This is a genomic window from Pseudomonas sp. GW821-FHT03C07 (assembly GCF_059420925.1).
This window is the reverse complement of sequence record NZ_JBWKUQ010000002.1, coordinates 413805-436977: the sequence shown is the minus strand read 5'-3', so window position 1 is coordinate 436977 and position 23173 is coordinate 413805. Positions and strand designations below refer to the sequence as shown.

Below are 23173 nucleotides of genomic sequence, written 5' to 3'. Positions count from 1 at the left end.
AACCGGTCATGACGACCGGTTTTTTTATGGATGACGCTTAATTACAGCTGGGCAGCATTTTCGGTCAGGTACTTGGCAACGCCTGCTGGCGAAGCGTCCATGCCCTTGTCGCCTTTTTTCCAGTTGGCCGGGCAGACTTCGCCGTGCTCTTCGTGGAATTGCAGGGCGTCGACCAGACGAATCAGCTCTTCCATGTTACGACCCAACGGCAGGTCGTTGATGATCTGCGAGCGGACAACGCCCTTGTCGTCGATCAGGAACGCGCCACGGAACGCCACGCCGCCTTCGGACTCAACGTCGTAGGCCTTGGCGATGTCGTGCTTCATGTCGGCAGCCATGGTGTATTTGACTTTGCCGATGCCGCCATCATTGATGGCGGTGTTGCGCCAGGCGTTGTGGGTGAAGTGCGAGTCGATGGAGACGGCCACGACTTCAACGTTGCGCGCCTTGAAATCGTCCATGCGGTGGTCCAGGGCGATCAGCTCGGACGGGCAGACGAAGGTGAAGTCCAGCGGGTAGAAGAACACCAGGCCGTATTTGCCTTTGATGGCCGAGGACAGGGTGAAGCTGTCAACGATTTCGCCATTGCCCAGTACGGCAGGGACGGTGAAGTCGGGGGCTTGTTTGCCTACGAGTACGCTCATTGAATATCTCCTGGTGTGATGCGGTGAAGAACAAGGTCCAGCCCAGCCTGCCATGAACAGACGACAGGACTGTGACGCGACCTACCTTCCTAAGGACCGACCATCATACACCGCGTTTTTCGACTGCCTCCAACGCTTTTTACAAACTCGCCCGTCGCGGGGTGACACCATTCGTCAGGTAAGCAACCCGCTGGCAAAAGCTTTACCGAAAGCACTTTGACAATCATTCTCGTTAACATTAAGATCCAACGCAATCGAGCCTTAATCAGCGATGGTTCTCACTTTATGTATGTCTGCCTCTGCACTGGCGTCACCGATGGACAAATCCGCGAAGCGATCTACGAGGGTTGCTGCAGCTATCGCGACGTGCGGCAAGTCACCGGTGTGGCCAGCCAATGCGGCAAATGTGCATGCCTGGCCAAGCAAGTGGTCCGCGAGACCCTGACCGAGCTGCAAAGCCAACAGGCGGCGATCCCTTACCCGGTAGAATTTTCTGTCGCGTAAATCGCAAATTTTCAAAGAACCGGACCTCGTGTCCGGTTTTTTTATGCCTGTAATTCAATTGCTTAGGACTAAGACGCGGAACACAAACATTCTTATTCCGATTAATTTTTATATAGGATTCAATAACTTAGGTTTGACACTCGAAGTTGTCGAGATCAAACTCTGCCTTATAGTCAGTTATTACAGGACAGGACCCCACCATGAAAGGCGATATCACGGTCATCCAGCATCTCAACAAGATCCTTGCCAATGAGCTGGTTGCGATCAACCAATACTTCCTGCATGCCCGCATGTATGAAGACTGGGGCCTGAACAAGCTGGGCAAGCACGAGTACCACGAGTCCATCGACGAGATGAAGCACGCGGACAAGCTGATCAAGCGCATCCTGTTCCTCGAGGGCCTGCCGAACGTGCAGGACCTCGGCAAGCTGCACATCGGCGAACACACCAAGGAAATGCTCGAGTGTGACCTGCGTATCGAACGCATCGGCCATGCCGATCTGAAAGTGGCCATTGCCCACTGTGAAGCCACGGGTGACTTCGGCAGCCGCGAACTACTGGAAGAGATCCTCGAGTCCGAGGAAGAACATATCGACTGGCTGGAAACCCAACTGGGTCTGATCGACAAAGTGGGCCTCGAGAATTACCTGCAGTCGCAAATGGGCGAATAAACAGCGCCCATTAAAAAGCCCCGCATTCTTGTTCAGAGTGCGGGGCTTTTTTACGACCCCCTGTAGGAGCCAGCTTGCTGGCGATGACGTCCGCAAGATCGATACAAGGCTTACGGGCCTCATCGCCAGCAAGCTGGCTCCTACAGGATCGCGTGCAATCGACTCAGGCTTCGGTCTTGGCCGCTGCCGCTTTGGTCGCTGCATCCTTGACCAGGGTCTGCAACTCACCGTTGGCGAACATTTCCGCCATGATGTCGCTGCCGCCGACCAGTTCGCCACCGACCCACAGTTGTGGGAACGTCGGCCAGTTGGCGTATTTCGGCAGGTTGGCACGGATTTCCGGGTTCTGCAGGATGTCCACGTAAGCGAACTTCTCGCCGCAGCCCATCACGGCCTGCGCGGCCTTGGCGGAAAAGCCGCACTGTGGCGCATTCGGCGAGCCTTTCATGTAAAGCAGAACGGTGTTGTTGGCAATCTGCTCTTTAATCGTTTCGATGATATCCACAAGGCACCTCTTCTGAACTTTCCGACTCTGTTGTCGGCACGGTGAGGCATTGTAACGGAAAGCCGAGCGTGGTGCTCGGTCTCCCAGACATCATGGCCACCACTGACACAACAGATCTTGTGGGAGCCGGCTTGCCGGCGATGAGGCCCTTGAACCTTGTAGCGCCCTTGCGACCGCTATCGCCGGCAAGCCGGTTCACACATCAGCAGGTATCAGGCGGCCGCCACCGTGACCGGCACGCCGTTCAACGCCGCATTGCCCGACAGCACGTCCAATTGACGTTCATCGGTCAGGTCGTTGGCGCTGGAGCCCGGCTGGCCACTGGCAATCGCCATCTTCACCCCGGGCCGCGCATGCCCCCAACCATGGGGCAGGCTGACCACGCCGGGCATCATCTCCAGGCTGGCGAGCACCTCCACCTCGATCATGCCGACCCGTGAACTGACCTGCACCCGCTGCCCATCCTCGAGGCTGCGGCTGGCCAGGTCATCAGGATGCATCAGCAGCTGATGACGCGGCTTGCCCTTCACCAGGCGATGATAATTGTGCATCCACGAATTATTGCTACGCACATGCCGGCGACCGATCATCAGCAACTCCCCGGCTTGCGGTGCCTGCTGCGCGGCGAAACGGGCAAGGTCGGCCAGAATCACCGCCGGCGCCGCCTGGACCCGTTGCCCGGGCGTCTTGAGGCGTGGCGCCAGGTTCGGCTTGAGCGCGCCGAGATCGACGCCATGGGGAAAGTCCTCCAGGGTCTTGAGCGACAGCTGGCGCGGCGATGCATCGCCATACAGCCCCATCCGCAAGCCCATGTCGATCATCTGCGCCGGGGCCATGGTCGGCTTGAGCACCTGGCCGGTCAGGCTGGAAAAAGCCTTGGCCAGGCCGACAAAAATCTCCCAGTCGTGTAACGCCCCCTCGGGCTTGGCCAGGATCGCCTTGTTGAAACGGCTGACGTTGCGCACCGCGAACATATTGAACGTGGTGTCGTAGTGATCGTTTTCCAGGGCCGAGGTCGACGGCAGGATCAGGTCGGCATAACGGGTGGTCTCGTTGATGTACAGGTCGATACTGACCATGAACTCCAGACCGTCCAGCGCCTGCTCCAATTGCCGGCCATTGGGCGTCGACAACACCGGGTTGCCGGCGATCGTCACCAGGGCCCGCACCTGCCCTTCGCCTTCGCTGAGCATTTCCTCGGCCAGGGCCGACACCGGCAGTTCACCGCCATACTCCGGCAACCCGGACACCCGGCTCTGCCAGCGATTGAAATGGCCGCCGGAGGTCGAGGCCACCAGATCCACCGCCGGCTCCGTGCACAAGGCCCCGCCGACCCGATCGAGATTGCCGGTCACCAGGTTGAGCAACTGCACCAGCCAATGGCACAAGGTACCGAACGATTGGGTCGAGACGCCCATCCGGCCATAGCAGACCGCCTTGTCCGCCGCGGCGAAGTCCCGGGCCAACTGGCGAATCTGCGCCGCTGGCACCGCACACAGCGGGCTCATGGATTCGGCGCTGAAGCCGGCCACGGCCTGGCGCACCTCATCGAGGCCGTCCACCGGCAGATGACTGGCACGTGTCAGCCCTTCGGCGAACAGGGTGTTGAGCAGGCCGAACAACAAGGCCGCATCACCGCCCGGGCGCACGAACAAGTGCTGGTCGGCAATGGCCGCCGTCTCGCTGCGTCGCGGGTCGACCACCACCACTTTGCCGCCCCGGGCCTGGATCGCCTTCAGGCGCTTCTCCACATCCGGCACGGTCATGATGCTGCCGTTGGAGGCCAACGGATTGCCCCCCAGGATCAGCATGAAGTCGGTGTGGTCGATATCCGGAATCGGCAGCAACAGCCCATGGCCGTACATCAGGTGACTGCTCAGGTGATGGGGCAACTGGTCGACGGAGGTCGCGGAAAACCGGTTGCGGGTTTTCAGCAAGCCGAGGAAATAATTGCTGTGGGTCATCAACCCATAGTTGTGCACACTGGGGTTGCCCTGATAGATCGCCACGGCATTCTGGCCATGCCGGGCCTGGATCGCCGACAGGCGTTCGGCCACCAGGGCAAAGGCCTCCTCCCACTCGATCGGCAACCATTCGCTGCCCACTCGACGCATCGGCTGGCGCAGACGATCCGGATCGTTCTGGATATCCTGCAGCGCCACCGCCTTGGGACAGATATGCCCGCGACTGAAGGTATCCAGCGGATCGCCCTTGATCGAGGTGATCTGCACCGATGCTTCGGTGGTGGTGGTTTCGATGGTCAGGCCGCAGATGGCCTCACACAAATGGCAGGCACGGTGATGGAGAGTCTTGGTCATGGCCAGTCTCTGTTTTGTTCAAGGCAACCCGGATCGGTTGCGAGAACAAAACTATGGCCCCACGCCGAGCAGCATGCCAGCGACGTTCATCTTGTGAATCGAGGGACATCAGGCCAGCCGATGGCGGCCCGGAAATCAGGCCAGGGGCAGCCTGGGGGCGGGTTGCAACTGGATTTCCTGAATGGTTTCGATCTGCTCCTGGCCCATATGGACCCCGGTCAGTTCGCCGATCAGGCGCCAATGCTCGTCAAGACCGGAACTGATGGTCGCCATCCGATCGATCATCCGGCGGCCGGCCGCCCGAGTGACTTCATCCTCGCTACGCAACAACTCGAACGACATCGAGGTCACGGAAGCGGTCATATGGGTTAGCGCCTGCGCTGTCAGCTTCAGCAATTCCATTAATTGTTGCTCTTTCGAGTCCATTCCAAAGCCTCCCTGTGTCCGCGGTGACACATTTTACAACCTAGCAGATTAGTTTAGGAAATGTTTCCGTCGCCTCCATCTTGCAGGCCATTGCCCTGCCCTGCCAGTCAGAAAGCGACCAGAGCCCGCCTGCGCCCGTCGCCCTCGATTGCCAAGGCTTTGCGGCACAGTGTACAAAGGCCTGCTGTCGCCAGGAGACAGGCGTGCATCGGCTTGAAAAAATCATGGCCATTGAGGCGGCCAACCCCCGAAACGCCCTGAATCTAAGCCTCCTATTGGTAACACGCGACATTTTCTTATACGATCGCGTCTTCCCCTATTTCGTCGCCCCGTGCGGCTTACGCCGCAGGTCTCGCCCGTTTTTCCGTAAAACCCGGCTTTGAGTATCTGCGGTCTGTTGCAAAAAGGTAGTTAATGATGAGCGCAAGGCACTTTCTCTCCCTGATGGATTGCACGCCCGAAGAGCTGGTCAGCGTGATTCGTCGAGGCATCGAGCTGAAGGACCTGCGTGACCGCGGCGTACTCTTCGAGCCACTCAAGGGTCGGATTCTCGGGATGATTTTCGAGAAGTCCTCGACGCGCACCCGTGTCTCTTTCGAAGCCGGCATGATCCAGCTGGGCGGCCAGGCGATTTTCCTCTCGCCGCGCGACACCCAGTTGGGCCGTGGCGAGCCTATCGGCGACAGCGCCATCGTCCTGTCGCGCATGCTCGATGTGGTCATGCTCCGCACGTTCAAGCACAGCACCCTGACCGAGTTCGCCGCCAACTCCCGGGTACCAGTGATCAATGGCCTGTCCGATGACCTGCATCCCTGCCAGTTGCTCGCGGACATGCAGACGTTCCTCGAACATCGTGGCTCGATCCAGGGCAAGACCGTGACCTGGATCGGCGACGGCAACAACATGTGCAACAGCTATATCGAGGCGGCCATCCAGTTCGACTTCCAGTTGCGCGTCAGTTGCCCCGAAGGCTATGACCCCAACCCGGCGCTGCTGGCCCAGGCCGGCGAACGGGTACGACTGATCCGCGATCCGCGTGAAGCGGTACGCGGTGCGCACCTGGTGAGCACCGATGTCTGGACCTCCATGGGCCAGGAAGAAGAAACCGCCAAGCGCCTGGCCCTGTTCGCCCCACTGCAAGTCACCCGCGAACTGCTCGATCTGGCCGCGCCCGACGTGCTGTTCCTGCACTGCCTGCCGGCCCACCGCGGCGAGGAAATCAGCCTCGACCTGCTCGACGACCCGCGTTCGGTCGCCTGGGACCAGGCCGAAAACCGCCTGCATGCACAAAAGGCTCTGCTCGAATTCCTGGTCGCGCCGGCGTACCGCCCTGCATGAGTCATCCGCTGCTGTTGAATCTGCATAACCTGGCTTGCGGCTACCAGGCGCAACGGGTCGTGCAGAACCTCAACCTGCACCTCAATGCCGGGGACATCGGCTGCCTGCTCGGTGCGTCCGGGTGCGGCAAGACCACCACCCTGCGAGCCATTGCCGGTTTCGAGCCAGTGCACGAGGGCGAAATCCAGCTGGCCGGCGAAGTCATCTCCCGCGCCGGGTTCACCCTGGCGCCGGAGAAGCGTCGGATAGGCATGGTGTTCCAGGACTACGCGCTGTTTCCACACCTGAGCGTCGCCGACAACATCGCCTTCGGTATTCGCCAGCACCCGCGCAAGGCGCGGATCACCGAAGAAATGCTCGAGTTGGTCAACCTCAAGGGGCTGGGCAAGCGTTATCCCCACGAACTGTCCGGCGGGCAACAACAACGGGTGGCCCTGGCCCGTGCCCTGGCCCCCGAGCCGCAATTGCTGTTGCTCGACGAACCCTTTTCCAACCTCGACGTCGAGCTGCGGCGCAAGCTCAGCCAGGAAGTCCGCGACATCCTCAAGCAACGCGGCACCAGCGCGATCCTGGTGACCCATGATCAGGAAGAAGCCTTCGCCGTCAGCGACCAGGTCGGTGTATTCAAGGAGGGTCGCCTGGAGCAATGGGATACGCCCTACAACCTCTATCACGAACCGCAGACGGCTTTCGTGGCGAGCTTTGTCGGCCAGGGCTACTTCATTCGAGGGCAACTGAGCAGCCCCGAGTCGGTGCACACCGAACTGGGCGTGCTGCGCGGCAATCGGGCCTACGGTTGGCCGCTGGGCGGCGCGGTGGATGTGTTGCTACGACCAGATGACATTGTCCATGCCCCGGACAGCGCGCTGCAGGCGACAGTCATCGGCAAGACCTTCCTTGGTGCCTCGACCCTGTATCGCCTGCAACTGCCGACGGGCAGCCAGCTGGAATCGATTTTCCCCAGCCACGTCGATTACCTGCCAGGCACGCCGGTGGGTATTCGCGTGGCCGCCGAGCACCTGGTGCTGTTCCAGCCTGCCGCGTAGAGCGTAAACGGGATCAGGCGCGGCCGATATCGGCGAACTTCGCCTGGGTATGCTCGGCCAACACCGCGGGCGCCAACTCCACCTCCAGACCCCGACGGCCGGCGCTGACGAAAATACTCGCGAAGGGCTGCGCACTCCGATCGATAAAGGTTCGCAAGCGCTTCTTCTGTCCAAGCGGGCTGATACCGCCGAGCAGATAACCGGTGGCCCGCTGGGCCGCCGCCGGATCCGCCATCTCGACCTTCTTGACCCCCGCCGCCTGGGCCAGCGCCTTCAGGTCCAGACTTCCGACGACCGGCACCACCGCCACCAGCAATTCGGCCTTTTCGGTGCTGGCGAGCAGCGTCTTGAACACCTGCTCCGGGGCCAATCCCAATTTTTCCGCGGCCTCCAGACCATAAGACGGCGCTTTCGGATCGTGTTCATAACTGTGCACGCGATGTTCGGCACGAACTTTTTTCAGCAGGTCCAATGCGGGGGTCATGGCAGGTCCAGGCAGCTCGAAAGACAGGCGTGGATTTTAGGCTATTCGCGACGAAAAGGCTCTATGACAGGCCAAGCCCCAAGCTTTTCCTAGCATTACCCTAGCCAATCAACACATAAAAAACACCTCAGTCCTACATACAAATCATCCTCATTCACGCAGCCAATGCTCAAAAAGTAGACTATCGTTCACTTTCGACCTTTGACATCAGCGTTTCTTGTCTATATTTTTTCGAAACTGAAGATTACAGTCCTACACTCAGTCGTAACGAGCGGTAAGCCGAAATCAGAGCAGGGGATTCCTGAGCATCGGTGAAAGTCCACGTCCATCATCCGGGTGGGCGTCTAACAACAACAAAAATCGAGGTGTCCAATGAGTACCGCTTTGAAACAACCGTCGCTCTCGGGCCAATGCATCGCCGAATTCCTCGGCACCGCGCTGTTGATCTTCTTCGGCACCGGTTGTGTTGCCGCGCTCAAGGTCGCGGGCGCCAGCTTTGGCCTGTGGGAAATCAGCATCATCTGGGGCATGGGCGTGAGCATGGCGATCTACCTGACCGCCGGCGTTTCCGGCGCTCACCTGAACCCCGCCGTCAGCATTGCGCTGTGCCTGTTCGCCGATTTCGAAAAACGCAAACTGCCGTTCTACATCCTCGCCCAGGTCGCCGGGGCCTTCTGCGCCGCCGCGTTGGTTTACACGCTCTACAGCAACCTGTTCTTCGATTTCGAACAAACCCATCATATGATCCGCGGTTCCCAGGCCAGCCTGGAACTGGCGTCGGTGTTTTCCACCTACCCCAACCCGGCCCTGAGCACCGCCCAGGCGTTCCTGGTGGAAGTGGTGATCACTGCGATCCTGATGGGCGTGATCATGTCCCTGACCGACGACAACAACGGTCTGCCCAACGGCCCGTTGGCCCCCCTGCTGATCGGCCTGCTGATCGCCGTGATCGGCAGCGCGATGGGTCCGTTGACCGGCTTTGCGATGAACCCTGCCCGGGATTTCGGCCCCAAGCTGATGACCTTCCTCTTTGGCTGGGGTGAGATCGCCTTCACCGGCGGGCGCGACATTCCGTATTTCCTGATTCCGATCTTTGCACCGATTGTCGGTGCCTGCCTCGGCGCCGTGCTGTATCGCGGGATGATTGCCCGTCACCTGCCCAGCGCCGAACCTGCGACACAGGAACAACCCGCGACCGCTGCCAAAAAGGTCCAGGCTTCCTGACACACCTGCAATGCGCCACCCCTTGTGAGCGTCCTTCTCCCTGAGGGTGCTCATCCCGGCACTTTTCTCTATTTCAGCAAGGCAATTGAAAATGACCGACATTCAGAATAAGAACTACATCATTGCCCTCGATCAGGGTACGACCAGCTCCCGGGCGATCATCTTCGATCGCAACGCCAATGTGGTCGGCACCGCCCAGCGCGAATTCCAGCAACACTATCCACAAGCCGGCTGGGTCGAACACGACCCGATGGAAATCTTCGCCACCCAGAGCGCGGTGATGGTCGAAGCCCTGGCGCAAGCCGGCCTGCACCACGACCAGGTCGCCGCCATCGGCATCACCAACCAGCGTGAAACCACCGTGGTCTGGGACAAGGTCAGCGGCCGTCCGATCTACAACGCCATCGTCTGGCAGTGCCGCCGCAGCACCGAGATCTGCCAGCAACTCAAGCGCGACGGTCACGAAGAGTACATCCGCGAAACCACCGGCCTGGTCACCGACCCGTACTTCTCCGGCACCAAGCTGAAGTGGATCCTCGACAACGTCGAAGGCAGCCGCGAACGCGCGCGTAACGGCGAACTGCTGTTCGGCACCATCGACAGCTGGCTGATCTGGAAATTCACCGGCGGCAAGACCCACGTCACCGACTACACCAACGCCTCGCGCACCCTGCTCTTCAACATCCACTCCCTGGAGTGGGACTCGAAGATGCTCGAGATCCTCGATATTCCCCGGGAAATGCTCCCGGAAGTGAAGTCGTCTTCGGAAATCTACGGCCACACCAAGAGCGGCATCGCCATCGGCGGTATCGCCGGCGACCAGCAGGCCGCCCTGTTCGGCCAGATGTGCGTGGAGCCAGGCCAGGCGAAAAACACCTACGGCACCGGCTGCTTCCTGCTGATGAACACCGGTACCAAGGCCGTCCGCTCCAAGCACGGCATGCTCACCACCATCGCTTGCGGGCCACGCGGCGAAGTCGCTTATGCCCTCGAAGGCGCGGTATTCAACGGTGGCTCGACCATCCAGTGGCTGCGTGACGAACTGAAGATCATCAACGACGCCTTCGACACTGAATACTTCGCCAGCAAGGTCAAGGACAGCAACGGCGTGTACCTGGTACCGGCCTTCACCGGTCTCGGCGCGCCGTACTGGGACCCCTATGCCCGTGGCGCCTTGTTCGGCCTGACACGCGGGGTGAAGGTGGATCACATCATTCGTGCCGCGCTGGAGTCGATCGCCTACCAGACCCGCGATGTACTGGACGCCATGCAACAGGACTCGGGCGAACGCCTCAAGGCCCTGCGCGTGGACGGTGGCGCGGTAGCCAACAACTTCCTGATGCAGTTCCAGGCCGACATTCTCGGGACCCAGGTCGAGCGTCCGCAAATGCGCGAAACCACGGCACTCGGCGCGGCCTACCTGGCCGGCCTGGCATGCGGTTTCTGGGGCAGCCTGGAAGAGCTGCGCGGCAAGGCGGTGATCGAGCGCGAGTTCGCGCCGCAACGTCCTGAGGCCGAGAAGGAAAAACTCTATGCCGGCTGGCAGAAAGCCGTCAGCCGCACCCGCGATTGGGAACCACACGAAGGCAGCAACTAAGCCGAGCCGCCCCTTGTAGGAGCCAGCTTGCTGGCGATGAGGCCCTTGAGCCTTGCAGCGTCCATCTGGACGCCATCGCCAGCAAGCCGGCCCCCACAGGTCTTGCGTCAGCCCCTACACCTCACGCCCCTGCCTAACCGACAGGCACCCGCCCGGTTTACGACGCAACCGCCGCACATCCACGATTGATTGGCCCCACAAGTGGCAGACAGGTCCTTCCTGCGGCATGATGGAGGAATTTGTACGGCAGCCCAAAGGACGCCCAATGAATCTGCCTCCCCGCCAGCAGCAAATCCTCGAACTGGTCCGCGAACGCGGTTATGTCAGCATCGAGGAAATGGCCCAGCTTTTTGTTGTCACCCCGCAAACCATCCGCCGCGATATCAACCAGTTGGCGGACTCCAATCTGCTGCGTCGCTACCACGGTGGCGCGGCCTATGATTCCAGCGTGGAAAACACCGCCTACGCCATGCGCGCCGACCAGATGCGCGATGAAAAGCAGCGCATCGCCGAGGCTATTGCCGCCCATATCCCCGATCACGCCTCGCTGTTCATCAATATCGGCACCACCACCGAGTCCATCGCCCGGGCGCTGCTCAATCACAACCACCTGAAGATCATCACCAACAACCTGCATGTCGCCTCGATCCTCAGCACCAAGGATGACTTCGAAGTGCAACTAGCCGGCGGCAACGTACGCCGCGACGGCGGCGTGGTGGGCCAGGCCTGCGTCGACTTCATCAACCAGTTCAAGGTCGACTTCGCCCTGGTGGGCATCAGCGGTATAGATGAAGACGGCAGCCTGCTGGATTTCGACTACCAGGAGGTGCGGGTTTCCCAGGCGATCATCGCCAATGCCCGCCAGGTCATCCTGGCCGCGGACTCCAGCAAGTTCGGGCGCAATGCCATGGTGCGCCTGGGGCCGATCACCCTGATCGACAGCCTGGTGACCGACCAGGCGCCCGTGCCGGCGTTGGCCCAGTTGCTTCACCAGCACAAGATCCGCCTGGAAGTGGTCTAGCCCATCCCCCCTTGTAGGAGCGAGCTTGCTCGCGATGGACGCCAACGCTAACGCGGGGTATCTGGATAGCCGCGGTGTCTTTACGTCCATCGCGAGCAATCGAGCGTCGACCGGCTGCTCCTACATGAGTAATAGCGAACACCTCGCTGCTCTCGCCCTACAATGTTCGATAATTTTCCTTTTCCCCGGTCTTGATCGATTTTTTCAATCAGGGTTGACTGGTCGTGGGCGCGTTTATCCGTTACTATTTTCGAAAGTGAACATTAATGTTCGAATTCAAATATAGAGAAGACCCTGCGAGGCTCACCGATGAACCCCAGCACCTTGCCTGCCCCACCCCTTGCCGAGATCTATGACATCGCCGTGATTGGCGGTGGTATCAATGGTGTCGGGATTGCCGCGGACGCAGCCGGTCGCGGTCTCTCGGTGTTCCTTTGCGAAAAGGACGACCTGGCCAGCCACACCTCCTCGGCCAGCAGCAAGTTGATCCACGGTGGCTTGCGCTACCTGGAACACTACGAATTCCGTCTGGTACGCGAAGCCCTGGCCGAGCGTGAAGTCCTGCTCGCCAAGGCCCCGCATATCGTCAAGCCGATGCGCTTCGTCCTGCCGCACCGCCCGCACCTGCGTCCGGCCTGGATGATTCGCGCCGGCCTGTTCCTCTATGACCACCTGGGCAAGCGCGAGAAGCTCGCCGGTTCGAAAAGCCTGAAGTTCGGCGCCGACAGCGCGCTCAAGGCCGAAATCACCAGGGGTTTCGAATACTCCGATTGCTGGGTCGACGACGCGCGCCTGGTGGTGCTCAATGCCATGGCGGCGCGGGAAAACGGTGCCCATGTGCACACCCGTACCCGCTGCGTCAGCGCCCGCCGCGGCAAAGGCCTGTGGCAGCTGGAAATGGAGCGCGGCAACGGCGCGCGCTTCTCGATCCAGGCCAAGGCCCTGGTCAACGCGGCCGGCCCTTGGGTCGCCAAGTTCATCAAGGACGATCTGAAGCTGGAATCGCCCTACGGCATCCGTCTGATCCAGGGCAGCCACCTGATCGTGCCCCGGCTGTACGAAGGCGAGCACGCGCACATCCTGCAGAACGAGGACCAGCGCATTGTCTTCACCATTCCGTACCTGGACCGTTTCACCCTGATTGGCACCACCGACCGCGAATACCAGGGCGACCCGGCCAAGGTCAGCATCACCGAAGCCGAAACCGACTACCTGCTCAAGGTGGTCAACGCGCACTTCAAGAAGCAACTGGCCCGCGGCGATATCGTGCACAGCTATTCCGGCGTTCGGCCACTGTGCAACGACGAGTCCGACAACCCTTCGGCGGTCACTCGCGATTACACCCTGGCGCTGTCCGGCGGCAACGATGAAGCCCCGCTGCTGTCGGTGTTCGGCGGCAAGTTGACCACCTACCGCAAGCTCGCCGAGTCGGCGCTGGCTCAACTGGCACCGTTCTTCAAGAACATGAAGCCGAGCTGGACCGCCAGTTCGACCTTGCCCGGTGGCGAAGACATGACCACGCGCCAGGCCCTGAGTCACGAGATCCGCACCCGCTTCGACTGGATTCCGAACGAGATTGCCCGGCGCTGGGCGAGCACCTACGGCAGCCGCACCTGGCGCCTGCTGGAGGGCGTGCAGAACCTCAGCGACCTGGGCGAACACCTCGGTGGCGGCCTCTACACCCGCGAAGTAGATTATCTGTGCCGCGAGGAGTGGGCTTGCGCGGCGGTGGATATCCTGTGGCGACGCAGCAAGCTGGGGCTGTTCACCACGGCGGCCGAGCAGCAACAGTTGCAGCACTACCTGGACAAGGTCGAGCAGCATCGCGGCAAGATCGAAGCGGCCTGATTTCAGGCCCCTCTCAAGACAGAACGTTTCCCTTTGTAGGAGCCGGCTTGCCGGCGACGGCGTCCGCAAGGACGCTGCATGGCCCAAGGGCCTCATCGCCAGCAAGCTGGCTCCTACATTTTTTGCGACACATCCAAGATCACCATAAACCTCGAAAATCACTCCTCCTCCTACACCCCCTTCCCATTCGGTTTTCCGAACAAGCCTTCGCCCACTATTCGGCAAACCGGACGCCAGACGCTCAGAATTCTCTCGAAATAAACAAAAACCCCTTTAAAATCAAAGGCTAAATCCACCCCTCCGAGCCTGGCATGAGTCGTGCTCTACACTCTGTACCGAATACTCAGGCCATCCCTTGGGTCATATGAGCGATTCGAAGTACCCGAGAGTCGGCTGACCGGCTCCATAAGAAAAACAATCTCGAGGAAATCATCTGATGCGCATCGTTCCCCAGCTTCTGGGCGCAGCTATCGCTGTTGCTCTGATCAGTACTCCAGTTTTCGCCGCTGAACTGACCGGCACCCTGAAGAAGATCAAAGAATCCGGCACCATCACCCTCGGGCATCGCGACAGCTCTATTCCGTTCTCCTACATCGCGGATGCATCCGGCAAGCCAGTGGGCTACTCCCACGACATCCAGTTGGCTATCGTCGACGGCATCAAGAAAGACCTCGGCCTGCCGGAACTCAAGGTCAAGTACAACCTGGTCACTTCCCAGACCCGTATCCCGCTGGTGCAGAACGGCACCGTCGACGTCGAGTGTGGTTCCACCACCAACAACGCCGAACGCGGCCAGCAAGTCGACTTCTCGGTCGGTATCTTCGAAATCGGCACCCGTCTGCTGACGAAGAAGGACTCCACCTACAAGGACTTCGCCGACCTCAAGGGCAAGAACGTCGTGACCACCGCCGGCACCACCTCCGAGCGCATCATCAAGGCGATGAACGCCGACAAGCAGATGGGCATGAACGTCATCTCCGCCAAAGACCATGGCGAAGCCTTCAACATGCTCGAAAGCGGCCGCGCCGTGGCCTTCATGATGGACGACGCACTGCTCGCCGGGGAAATGGCCAAGGCCAAGAAGCCCGATGACTGGGCCGTGACCGGTACCGCGCAATCCTACGAAATCTATGGCTGCATGGTCCGCAAGGACGACCCGGCGTTCAAGAAAGCCGTGGATGACGCCATTGTCGGGATCTACAAATCCGGCGAGATCAACAAGATCTACGCCAAGTGGTTCACTCAGCCGATCCCGCCAAAGGGCCTGAACCTGAACTTCCCGATGAGCGACGAGCTCAAGGCGCTGCTGGCCAATCCGAACGACAAGCCAGCACCGGACAAAAAGATCTGATTCACCCTTGATCCGACTCCCGTTGGCGCGAACGCCCCCCCGGGAGTTGCTTGACACCTGCTGTACTGGCTTCCTCTATTGAGATGGGAAAGACACTCGGACCGCGAGCGGTGCGCGTGTGCCTGACGGAGCACGTCAGGCGGGGCGGAGTCCCGGGAAGCACGTGCGTGACCACTGATTGATCCGAGGGGAGACCCGAATGAATTACAACTGGGACTGGGGCGTGTTCTTCAAGTCCACCGGCGTGGGCAGCGAGACCTATCTCGACTGGTTCATCTCCGGCTTGGGCTGGACCATCGCCATCGCCGTGGTGGCCTGGATCGTTGCACTGATCCTCGGCTCGCTGCTGGGCGTGATGCGCACCGTACCGAACCGCGTAGTGGCAGGTATTGCCACGGTCTACGTGGAAATCTTCCGCAACGTGCCACTGCTGGTGCAGCTGTTCATCTGGTACTTCCTGGTACCCGACCTGCTGCCGCAACACCTGCAGGACTGGTACAAGCAGGACCTGCATCCAACCACCTCGGCCTATCTGAGCGTCGTGGTCTGCCTGGGCCTGTTCACCGCCGCCCGGGTCTGCGAGCAAGTGCGCACCGGGATTCAGGCGCTGCCCCGCGGCCAGGAATCGGCGGCCCGCGCCATGGGTTTCAAACTGCCGCAGATCTACTGGAACGTGCTGCTGCCGCAAGCCTACCGGATCATCATTCCGCCGCTCACCTCGGAATTCCTCAACGTCTTCAAGAACTCCTCCGTGGCCTCGCTGATCGGCCTGATGGAACTGCTCGCGCAGACCAAGCAGACCGCCGAGTTCTCCGCCAACCTGTTCGAAGCCTTCACCCTGGCGACGCTGATCTACTTCACCCTGAACATGAGCCTGATGCTGCTGATGCGCCAGGTGGAGAAAAAAGTCGCGGTGCCCGGCCTGATCTCCGTGGGGGGTAAATAATGGACTTCGATTTCAGTGGTATCGTCCCGGCCATTCCGGGCCTCTGGAACGGCATGTTGATGACCCTGCAACTGATGGTGCTGGGCGTCGTCGGCGGCCTGGTCATCGGTACGCTGCTGGCGTTGATGCGCTTGTCTTCGAACAAGCTGCTGGCCAATATCGCCGGCGCCTACGTCAACTACTTCCGCTCGATCCCGCTGCTGCTGGTGATCACCTGGTTCTACCTGGCGGTGCCGTTCGTCCTGCGCTGGATCACAGGCGTTGACACGCCGATCGGTGCGTTCACTTCCTGCATCGTGGCATTCATGATGTTCGAAGCGGCGTACTTCTGCGAAATCGTCCGTGCCGGCGTGCAGTCGATCGCCAAGGGCCAGATGGGCGCCGCCCAGGCCCTGGGCATGAGCTATGGCCAGACCATGCGCCTGATCATCCTGCCCCAGGCATTCCGCAAGATGACCCCGCTGCTGTTGCAGCAGAGCATCATCCTGTTCCAGGACACTTCGCTGGTCTACACCGTGGGCCTGGTGGACTTCCTCAACGCCTCGCGCTCCAGCGGCGACATCATCGGCCGCTCCAACGAATTCCTGATCTTCGCCGGTCTCGTCTACTTCACAATCAGCTTTGCCGCCTCGCTGCTGGTCAAGCGTCTGCAAAAAAGGTTTGCCGTATGATCTCTATCAAGAACATCAACAAGTGGTATGGCGACTTCCAGGTGCTGACCGATTGCAGCACCGAGGTCAGCAAGGGCGAAGTAGTGGTGGTCTGCGGTCCTTCGGGCTCGGGCAAGTCCACCCTGATCAAATGCGTGAACGCCCTGGAACCCTTCCAGAAAGGCGACATCGTGGTCGATGGCACCTCCATCGCCGACCCGAAGACCAACCTGCCGAAACTGCGTTCGCGGGTCGGCATGGTGTTCCAGCATTTCGAGTTGTTCCCGCACCTGACCATTACCGAAAACCTGACCATCGCGCAGATCAAGGTCCTCGGCCGCAGCAAGGAAGAAGCGACCAAGAAAGGCCTGCAACTGCTTGATCGCGTCGGGCTCTCGGCCCACGCTCACAAGCACCCGGGGCAACTCTCCGGCGGCCAGCAACAGCGTGTGGCGATTGCCCGCGCCCTGGCGATGGACCCGGTGGTGATGCTGTTCGACGAACCGACCTCGGCGCTCGACCCGGAAATGGTCAACGAAGTGCTCGACGTGATGGTGCAACTGGCCCAGGAAGGCATGACCATGATGTGCGTGACCCACGAAATGGGTTTTGCGCGCAAGGTCGCCAGCCGCGTGATCTTCATGGACCAGGGCAAGATCATCGAAGACTGCAACAAGGATGAGTTCTTCGGCGACATCAGTGCCCGTTCGGACCGTGCGCAGCATTTCCTCGAGAAGATCCTGCAACACTAAAACCCCAGGCTCCCCCTGTAGGAGTCGAGCTTGCTCGCGATGGACGTCAACGATAACACGGGGTACCTGATGCCCCATGGCGCCTGCTCCACCATCGCGAGCAAGCTCGCTCCTACAGGGTTCAGGTGATGGCCGTGCAGACACGCGGTCTGGTTGACCCAAGGCAAACGTGATGAAATGCGACCCCAACCTCTATCGCGCAACGCCGCCATCACTTGCCGTGAAACCCCGCCAGATTCGCCAACTGTTCCTGCCACCGCTGATCATCCTGCTGATGATCGGCCTGGGTTATGCCGGCTATCGCATCAGCGAACACTATGGCATCCGCACCCTCAGCGAAAACGGTGAACGCCAGCTGGAGTTGCACGCCCGCACCGTCGAAAGCGAGATCAGCAAGTACACCTACCTGCCCAGCCTGCTGGAGCTTGAATCCAGTGTCTCGGCCCTGCTCAGGGAACCCGACGCCGAACACCGCCAAGCCGTCAACGACTACCTCGAAGGCCTGAACCGGCGCAGCCGCAGTCGGGCCATCTATGTGCTGGACACCACCGGCCGGGTACTGGCCACCAGCAACTGGCGCGACGCCGACAGTTACCTGGGCGAAGACCTGTCCTTTCGCGCCTACTTCCAGGACGCCGTGCGCGGTCTGCCGGGACGTTTCTACGGAATCGGCAGCACCAGCGGCGAACCCGGTTATTACCTGGCCCACGGCCTCGAAGAACAAGGCAAGATCATCGGCGTGGCGGTGATCAAGGTGCGCCTCGAAGCCCTTGAAGAACGCTGGCAACGGGCCCGCCTGGAAGCCTTCGTCAGTGACGAGAACGGCATCATCATCCTCTCCAGCGACCCGGCCCGGCGCCTCAAGTCCGTGCGCCCGCTGACCCCGGAGATCAAGGAGCGCCTGGCCCGCAGCCTGCAATATTACTGGTGGCCGCTGAACGAGCTGCAACCCCTGGCCCGCGAACGCCTGGCCGAGGGCGTGGAAACCCTGACCTTCCCAGCCAACACCGAACTGGCCAAGGACGGCGACAGCGTCAGCTACCTGGCCCAAACCCGCCGTCTGAACGACACACCCTGGCACTTCACCCTGCTCACGCCCCTGCAGGACCTGCGGCGCGAAGCCGCCAACCAGGGCATCCTGGTGGCCGTGGCCTTCGCCCTGGTGGCCTTCCTGCTGATCGCCTGGAACGAACGGCGCAAGGTTATCGCCACCCGCCTGGCCGCCCGCGAGGCCCTGGAGGAAGCCAACAGTCAGCTGGAACGGCGGATCGCCGAACGTACCGTTGACCTGCGCGCCAGCAACGACCGGCTCAAGGACCAGATCCGCGAACGACGCCAGGCCGAGGAAACCCTGCGCCGCGCCCAGGACGAACTGGTCCAGGCCGGCAAGCTGGCCGCCATCGGCCAGATGTCCACCAGCATCGCCCATGAACTCAACCAGCCGCTGGCGGCGCTGCGTACCCTGTCCGGCAACACCGTGCGTTTCCTCGAACGCGGTGAACTCGACACCGCCAGCACCAACCTGCGCACCATCAACGACCTGATCGACCGCATGGGCCGGATCACCGCCAGCCTGCGCGCCTTTGCCCGACGCGGCGACGACAAGGGCGAGTCGAGCCTGGCCAAGGCCATCGACGCTGCCTTGCAGGTTCTCGGCAGCCGGATCGAAACCCTGCGCCTGGAAGTCCATCGCGACTTCGACGACGTGCAACTGGCCATCGACCAGACCCGCCTGGAACAGATCCTGGTCAACCTGATCGGCAACGCCCTCGACGCCATGCAGGCGCAAGCGCTGCCGGAACTGTGGCTGGAAGGCGACTTCGTCGAAGGCAAATACCGCCTGCTGGTGCGCGACAACGGTCACGGCATCGAGCCTGAGGCGCGCAAGCACCTGTTCGAACCTTTCTTCACCACCAAGCCGGGAGAACAGGGCCTCGGCCTCGGCCTGACCCTCTCCGCCAGCCTGGCGGCGGCGGCCAGTGGCCACCTCGGGGTCGAACACCCAGCCACGGGCGGCACCGCCTTCGTTCTCACTTTACCGCGGGTCCCCCCTGCCAAGGCCGAGCCGATATGAACAACGACCTCACTGTCCTGATTGTCGAGGACGACCCGCATGTCTTGCTCGGTTGCCAGCAGGCGCTGTCCCTGGAAGATATCCCCTGCGAAGGCGTCGGCAGTGCCGAGGAAGCCCTGGCCCGGATCGGCGACAACTTCCCCGGCATCGTCATCAGCGATATCCGCCTGCCGGGCATCGATGGTCTGGAGCTGCTGACCCGGCTCAAGGCCCGCGACCGCAGCCTGCCGGTGGTGCTGATCACCGGCCACGGCGATATCTCCATGGCTGTCGGTGCCATGCGCAACGGCGCCTATGACTTCATGGAGAAACCCTTTTCCCCGGAACGCCTGGTGGACGTCGCCCGCCGTGCCCTGGAACAACGCGGGCTGGCCCGGGAAGTCTGGTCGTTACGGCGGCAACTGGCCGAGCGCGACTCGCTGGAGGGACGGATCATCGGGCGCTCGCCGGCCATGCAGAACCTGCGGGAATTGATTGCCAATGTCGCCGACACCTCGGCCAACGTACTGATCGAAGGCGAGACCGGCACCGGCAAGGAACTGGTTGCCCGCTGCCTGCATGACTTCAGCCGGCGCCAGTCGCAACAGTTCGTCGCGCTCAACTGCGGTGGGCTGCCGGAGAATCTGTTCGAGAGCGAAATCTTCGGCCATGAGGCCAACGCGTTCACCGGCGCCGGCAAACGGCGTATCGGCAAGATCGAGCACGCCCATGGCGGCACGCTGTTCCTCGACGAAGTGGAAAGCATGCCGATTGCCATGCAGATCAAACTGCTGCGGGTCTTGCAGGAGCGCACCCTGGAACGCCTGGGCTCGAACCAGAGCGTGGCCGTCGATTGCCGAGTCATCGCCGCCACCAAGTCCGACCTCGACGAACTCGGCCGCGCCGGAGAGTTTCGCAGCGACCTGTATTACCGGCTGAACGTGGTGACCCTGGAACTGCCGCCCCTGCGCGAGCGGCGCGAGGACATCCTGCAATTGTTCGAACATTTCCTCCAGCAGTCTTCCCTGCGTTTCGACCGTATCGTGCCGGAGCTGGACAACCAGACCTTGTCCAGCCTCATGAGCCACGACTGGCCGGGCAATGTCCGCGAACTGCGCAACGTCGCCGAGCGTTTCGCCCTGGGCCTGCCGCCCTTCAAGAAAGCCGGCGCGCAAAGCAGCGGCGGGCTGGGCTTTGCCGAAGCGGTGGAAGCTTTCGAGCGCAACCTGCTCAACGATGCCCTGCAACGCAGCGGCGGCAATCTGAGCCAGGCCAGCCACGAACTGGGCCTGGCCAAGACCACCTTGTTCGACAAGGTCAAGAAGTACGGCTTGAGCCACTGACCGCGAGTATTGACGATGGATTTACTGTTGAAAGCCGCGCTCGGCGCGGCGATGGTGGTGTTGCTGGCCGCGCTGTCGAAAACCCGCAATTACTACATTGCCGGGCTGGTGCCGCTGTTCCCGACCTTTGCCCTGATCGCTCACTACATCGTCGGCAAGACGCGCTCAATCGATGACCTGAAGACCACGATCCTGTTCGGCATGTGGTCGATCATCCCCTATTTCATCTACCTGGCGACCCTGTATGTGCTGGTAGACCGGCTGCGCCTGGAGGTGTCGCTGGCGCTGGCGGTACTCGCCTGGTTGCTGGCGGCCAGCGTGCTGGTCAGCCTCTGGCTGCGTTTTCACACTTGAGTCCCGGGCACCCGCGTCGATTTGTACTGGCCCGTCCTTTGCATTTGCCGGCAAAGCCCTTACGCTGTGTGTTTTTTTACCAACACCGAAGCGAAACCGGGCGGCCGTGCAATCCTCGCCCCGCCATCAAGTGTTGATTATGTTGTTCTAGGAGCTGTTTCCGTGTCCCTTGGCGTTATTTTTCTGGTGCTTTTTTCCGTGGTCCTGGACGTGGTCGGCCAGCTCTGTTTCAAGATGGGCCTCGACCGTCTGCCAGAGCTGGACGGCGGCTTCCGACTGAAAGCCTTCTGGGGTCAGGTCTTCAACGCCCCACTGTTGTGGTGCGGGATCGGTTCCTATGCCATCGAGTTCTTTGTCTGGATCGAAGCCCTGTCGCGGGCACCGCTGAGCCTGGTATTCCCCATCGGCGCGCTGGCGTATTGCGGTGTAGTGCTGGCGGGCAAGGTGGTGCTGGGCGAAACCGTCAGCCGCCGTCGCTGGCTCGGCACGCTGGTGATCACCGCCGGCGTGATGCTGGTGGCCATTTCCGGCGCTTGAGGGCTCCATTCATGTTCGAAGGAAAGTGTTGATGAGCGGTGCAAAACACATTGATTGGCTGCATGGGCGTTTTGGCACCATTGTGCTCTGGGCCTTGCTGATCGCTTGCGAAAGCGGCGGACAGATCGCTTCCAAAATCGGTGGCGATCTGTTGGGGCAGAGCGATTTCAGCCTGCAATGGCTGCAAGCGGTGCTGCTCAACCCCGGTGTCTGGGTAGCGGTAGCCTGTTATATCGGGGCGTTTTTCGTCTGGATGCTGATTCTGCGACGCAGCACGCTGTCGCTGGCGTTTCCGCTGAGCTCGCTGGTGTTTGTCGCGGTGCTGCTGGCGTCCTGGCTGGGGCTCAATGAGCAGATCAGCCTGCTGCACTGGATCGGTGTGGCGGTGATCATCGGTGGGATTGCGCTGCTGGCCGAGGGTGAGAAGAACTAGCCGACGATGGCGGCGAGCGTGACACCGCTATCGCCAGCAAGCCGGCTCCTACAAATCCGAGCCACGCCGCGAACTATTGTGGGAGCTGGCTTGCCAGCGATGACGTCGGTGAATATGACATCGCCATCGCCAGCAAGCCGGCTCCCACAAGGTCCGTATTCCGGCCTCAGAACTTGTAGCTGATCGCCGTCTGGATCTGACCCTGGTCATTGTCGCCCTTCTGCTTGACGATGCTGCTGTCCGCCGCCGAACCCACCAGGTGAATCCAGCTGGCACTGGTCATCAGCGACCAGTTGCCGCCCAGCGGGAAAGCAAAGCTCTGGGTCAGGGTCAGGTTCTGGAAGCCGCCGCCGGCATGGTACTGGCTGATCCCCGAAGCCTGCGCCTCCTGGGCACTCACCCCGAAGAAGGTCTGGGCCTGGCGTTCATCGGCAAAGTGCGCGGTGAAATTGCTGCGGCCGATAATCCCCATGCCCAACGGATACCCCAGTTCACCGCCCATCCGGCCCAACAGGCCGCCCTGGCCGCCAGCGCCGCCGACGGCACTGCCGAGCTCGGCGAACAGCCGCCAGAAGTCGGCCGGCGCATATTCCACGTAACCGCCTACCAGCCCCATGTCCGGTACATCGCGCAGGCCGCGCAACGAACCGTTGGAGTTGCGCCCGGGAATGTAATTGGCAAAAGGCCCGACACTGAAACCGTTGGCCTTGAATGCCGCCCAGGTCAGGCCATCGTCGCCGCTGAGGCTGAAATTGCCCCAGTCCAGATCCACGTACGGCAGCGGCGTCACTTCATACCGGCTACCCGACGGATCATAGGGTTGATAACCCAACCCAGCCCCCACCTGTCCGGTCGGACCTTCGTCAGCCAGGGCGGCATGACTCCAGCCCCCCAGGGAAAACAGGCCGGCCAGCAGCAATGAGGAGGTCAGACGAATCATGAAAAATGTCCTTGTCGATACATGCCTGGCGCGATCATAAACGCGACTTTTTATAGGCAAGCACTGATGTTGTTTGTAGGAAGCTACAAATTTTGTAGCTCCGTGTACGTAGTCGGATACATGCAGGGGATATTCCCTACGAGAATACCGGATTTGAGCACTTGGCACACTCCGTGCTCTGCGTAGGG

At 61.1% G+C, this 23173-nt stretch carries 23 protein-coding genes; 17 read left to right on the top strand and 6 right to left on the bottom strand.

Annotated elements, in window-relative coordinates; all coding sequences use genetic code 11:
• Nucleotides 1-41 precede the first annotated feature (41 nt).
• A complete protein-coding gene (locus AC07VG_RS05220; protein WP_495004411.1) occupies nt 42-644 on the bottom strand; it encodes a peroxiredoxin in 603 nt (200 codons plus the stop codon).
• A gap of 285 nt (nt 645-929) precedes the next feature.
• On the opposite strand from AC07VG_RS05220, the gene AC07VG_RS05215 reads away from it, so the two are divergent.
• The gene (locus AC07VG_RS05215) at nt 930-1148 is read left to right on the top strand and encodes a bacterioferritin-associated ferredoxin (protein WP_495004410.1); all 219 of its coding nucleotides are present in this window, start codon (nt 930-932) and stop codon (nt 1146-1148) included.
• Nucleotides 1149-1348: 200 nt separating this feature from the next.
• Nucleotides 1349-1819 carry a bacterioferritin gene (gene bfr, locus AC07VG_RS05210; protein ID WP_495004409.1) on the top strand — a complete coding sequence of 157 codons (471 nt, stop codon included), beginning with the start codon at nt 1349-1351 and terminating at the stop codon, nt 1817-1819.
• Nucleotides 1820-1982: 163 nt separating this feature from the next.
• On the opposite strand, the gene grxD is transcribed toward bfr, so the two are convergent.
• From grxD to plzR, 3 genes are all read right to left on the bottom strand, one after another.
• Entirely contained in the window at nt 1983-2324 is a 342-nt protein-coding gene (gene grxD, locus AC07VG_RS05205; RefSeq protein WP_495004408.1) for a Grx4 family monothiol glutaredoxin, read from the bottom strand.
• A gap of 212 nt (nt 2325-2536) precedes the next feature.
• The gene (locus tag AC07VG_RS05200) at nt 2537-4642 is read right to left on the bottom strand and encodes a molybdopterin oxidoreductase family protein (RefSeq protein WP_495020609.1); all 2106 of its coding nucleotides are present in this window, start codon (nt 4640-4642) and stop codon (nt 2537-2539) included.
• Between the two features lie 135 nt (nt 4643-4777).
• Nucleotides 4778-5068, bottom strand: a complete 291-nt coding sequence (gene plzR / locus AC07VG_RS05195; protein ID WP_495004406.1) for a PlzR type 4 pili assembly inhibitor — start codon at nt 5066-5068, stop codon at nt 4778-4780.
• Nucleotides 5069-5485: 417 nt separating this feature from the next.
• Between plzR and argF the strand changes: the two genes are divergently transcribed.
• A complete protein-coding gene (argF, locus tag AC07VG_RS05190; RefSeq protein WP_495020608.1) occupies nt 5486-6406 on the top strand; it encodes an ornithine carbamoyltransferase in 921 nt (306 codons plus the stop codon).
• Entirely contained in the window at nt 6403-7452 is a 1050-nt protein-coding gene (locus AC07VG_RS05185; protein WP_495004404.1) for an ABC transporter ATP-binding protein, read from the top strand. The genes argF and AC07VG_RS05185 overlap by 4 nt, the downstream gene beginning before the upstream one ends.
• Nucleotides 7453-7465: 13 nt before the next feature.
• Here the strand turns inward: AC07VG_RS05185 and ybaK are convergent, their stop codons facing one another.
• Nucleotides 7466-7936, bottom strand: coding sequence for a Cys-tRNA(Pro) deacylase (gene ybaK / locus AC07VG_RS05180; protein WP_495004403.1), 471 nt, complete (start codon nt 7934-7936; stop codon nt 7466-7468).
• A gap of 372 nt (nt 7937-8308) precedes the next feature.
• Between ybaK and AC07VG_RS05175 the strand changes: the two genes are divergently transcribed.
• From AC07VG_RS05175 to AC07VG_RS05115, 13 genes are all read left to right on the top strand, one after another.
• On the top strand, nt 8309-9160 hold the full coding sequence (locus AC07VG_RS05175; RefSeq protein ID WP_495004402.1) for an MIP/aquaporin family protein: 852 nt from the start codon (nt 8309-8311) through the stop codon (nt 9158-9160).
• 91 nt (nt 9161-9251) lie between these two features.
• Nucleotides 9252-10757, top strand: coding sequence for a glycerol kinase GlpK (glpK, locus tag AC07VG_RS05170; RefSeq protein WP_495004401.1), 1506 nt, complete (start codon nt 9252-9254; stop codon nt 10755-10757).
• Between the two features lie 265 nt (nt 10758-11022).
• Nucleotides 11023-11778 carry a DeoR/GlpR family transcriptional regulator gene (locus AC07VG_RS05165; RefSeq protein WP_495020607.1) on the top strand — a complete coding sequence of 252 codons (756 nt, stop codon included), beginning with the start codon at nt 11023-11025 and terminating at the stop codon, nt 11776-11778.
• A 309-nt stretch (nt 11779-12087) separates the two neighbouring features.
• Nucleotides 12088-13626, top strand: coding sequence for a glycerol-3-phosphate dehydrogenase (gene glpD, locus AC07VG_RS05160; RefSeq protein WP_495020606.1), 1539 nt, complete (start codon nt 12088-12090; stop codon nt 13624-13626).
• 436 nt (nt 13627-14062) lie between these two features.
• A complete protein-coding gene (locus AC07VG_RS05155; protein ID WP_495004399.1) occupies nt 14063-14977 on the top strand; it encodes a glutamate/aspartate ABC transporter substrate-binding protein in 915 nt (304 codons plus the stop codon).
• Nucleotides 14978-15176: 199 nt separating this feature from the next.
• Nucleotides 15177-15923: an amino acid ABC transporter permease gene (locus tag AC07VG_RS05150; protein WP_495004398.1), complete on the top strand. Its 747-nt coding sequence runs from the start codon at nt 15177-15179 to the stop codon at nt 15921-15923.
• Nucleotides 15923-16594 carry an amino acid ABC transporter permease gene (locus AC07VG_RS05145; protein WP_495004397.1) on the top strand — a complete coding sequence of 224 codons (672 nt, stop codon included), beginning with the start codon at nt 15923-15925 and terminating at the stop codon, nt 16592-16594. Before AC07VG_RS05150 ends, AC07VG_RS05145 begins: the two co-directional genes overlap by 1 nt.
• Nucleotides 16591-17325 (top strand): amino acid ABC transporter ATP-binding protein, encoded by a 735-nt coding sequence (locus AC07VG_RS05140; RefSeq protein WP_495004396.1) that lies wholly within the window; start codon nt 16591-16593, stop codon nt 17323-17325. The genes AC07VG_RS05145 and AC07VG_RS05140 overlap by 4 nt, the downstream gene beginning before the upstream one ends.
• Nucleotides 17326-17497: 172 nt before the next feature.
• The gene (gene aauS / locus AC07VG_RS05135; RefSeq protein ID WP_495020605.1) at nt 17498-19399 is read left to right on the top strand and encodes a two-component sensor histidine kinase AauS; all 1902 of its coding nucleotides are present in this window, start codon (nt 17498-17500) and stop codon (nt 19397-19399) included.
• 44 nt (nt 19400-19443) lie between these two features.
• Entirely contained in the window at nt 19444-20721 is a 1278-nt protein-coding gene (gene aauR, locus AC07VG_RS05130) for a two-component response regulator AauR (protein ID WP_495004426.1), read from the top strand.
• 24 nt (nt 20722-20745) lie between these two features.
• Nucleotides 20746-21075: a GlpM family protein gene (locus tag AC07VG_RS05125; RefSeq protein ID WP_495020654.1), complete on the top strand. Its 330-nt coding sequence runs from the start codon at nt 20746-20748 to the stop codon at nt 21073-21075.
• Between the two features lie 162 nt (nt 21076-21237).
• Nucleotides 21238-21612, top strand: coding sequence for an EamA family transporter (locus AC07VG_RS05120; RefSeq protein ID WP_495004394.1), 375 nt, complete (start codon nt 21238-21240; stop codon nt 21610-21612).
• A gap of 31 nt (nt 21613-21643) precedes the next feature.
• Nucleotides 21644-22045, top strand: a complete 402-nt coding sequence (locus tag AC07VG_RS05115; RefSeq protein WP_495004393.1) for a DMT family transporter — start codon at nt 21644-21646, stop codon at nt 22043-22045.
• Between the two features lie 166 nt (nt 22046-22211).
• Here the strand turns inward: AC07VG_RS05115 and AC07VG_RS05110 are convergent, their stop codons facing one another.
• Nucleotides 22212-22985 (bottom strand): MipA/OmpV family protein, encoded by a 774-nt coding sequence (locus AC07VG_RS05110; protein ID WP_495004392.1) that lies wholly within the window; start codon nt 22983-22985, stop codon nt 22212-22214.
• Nucleotides 22986-23173 lie beyond the last annotated feature (188 nt).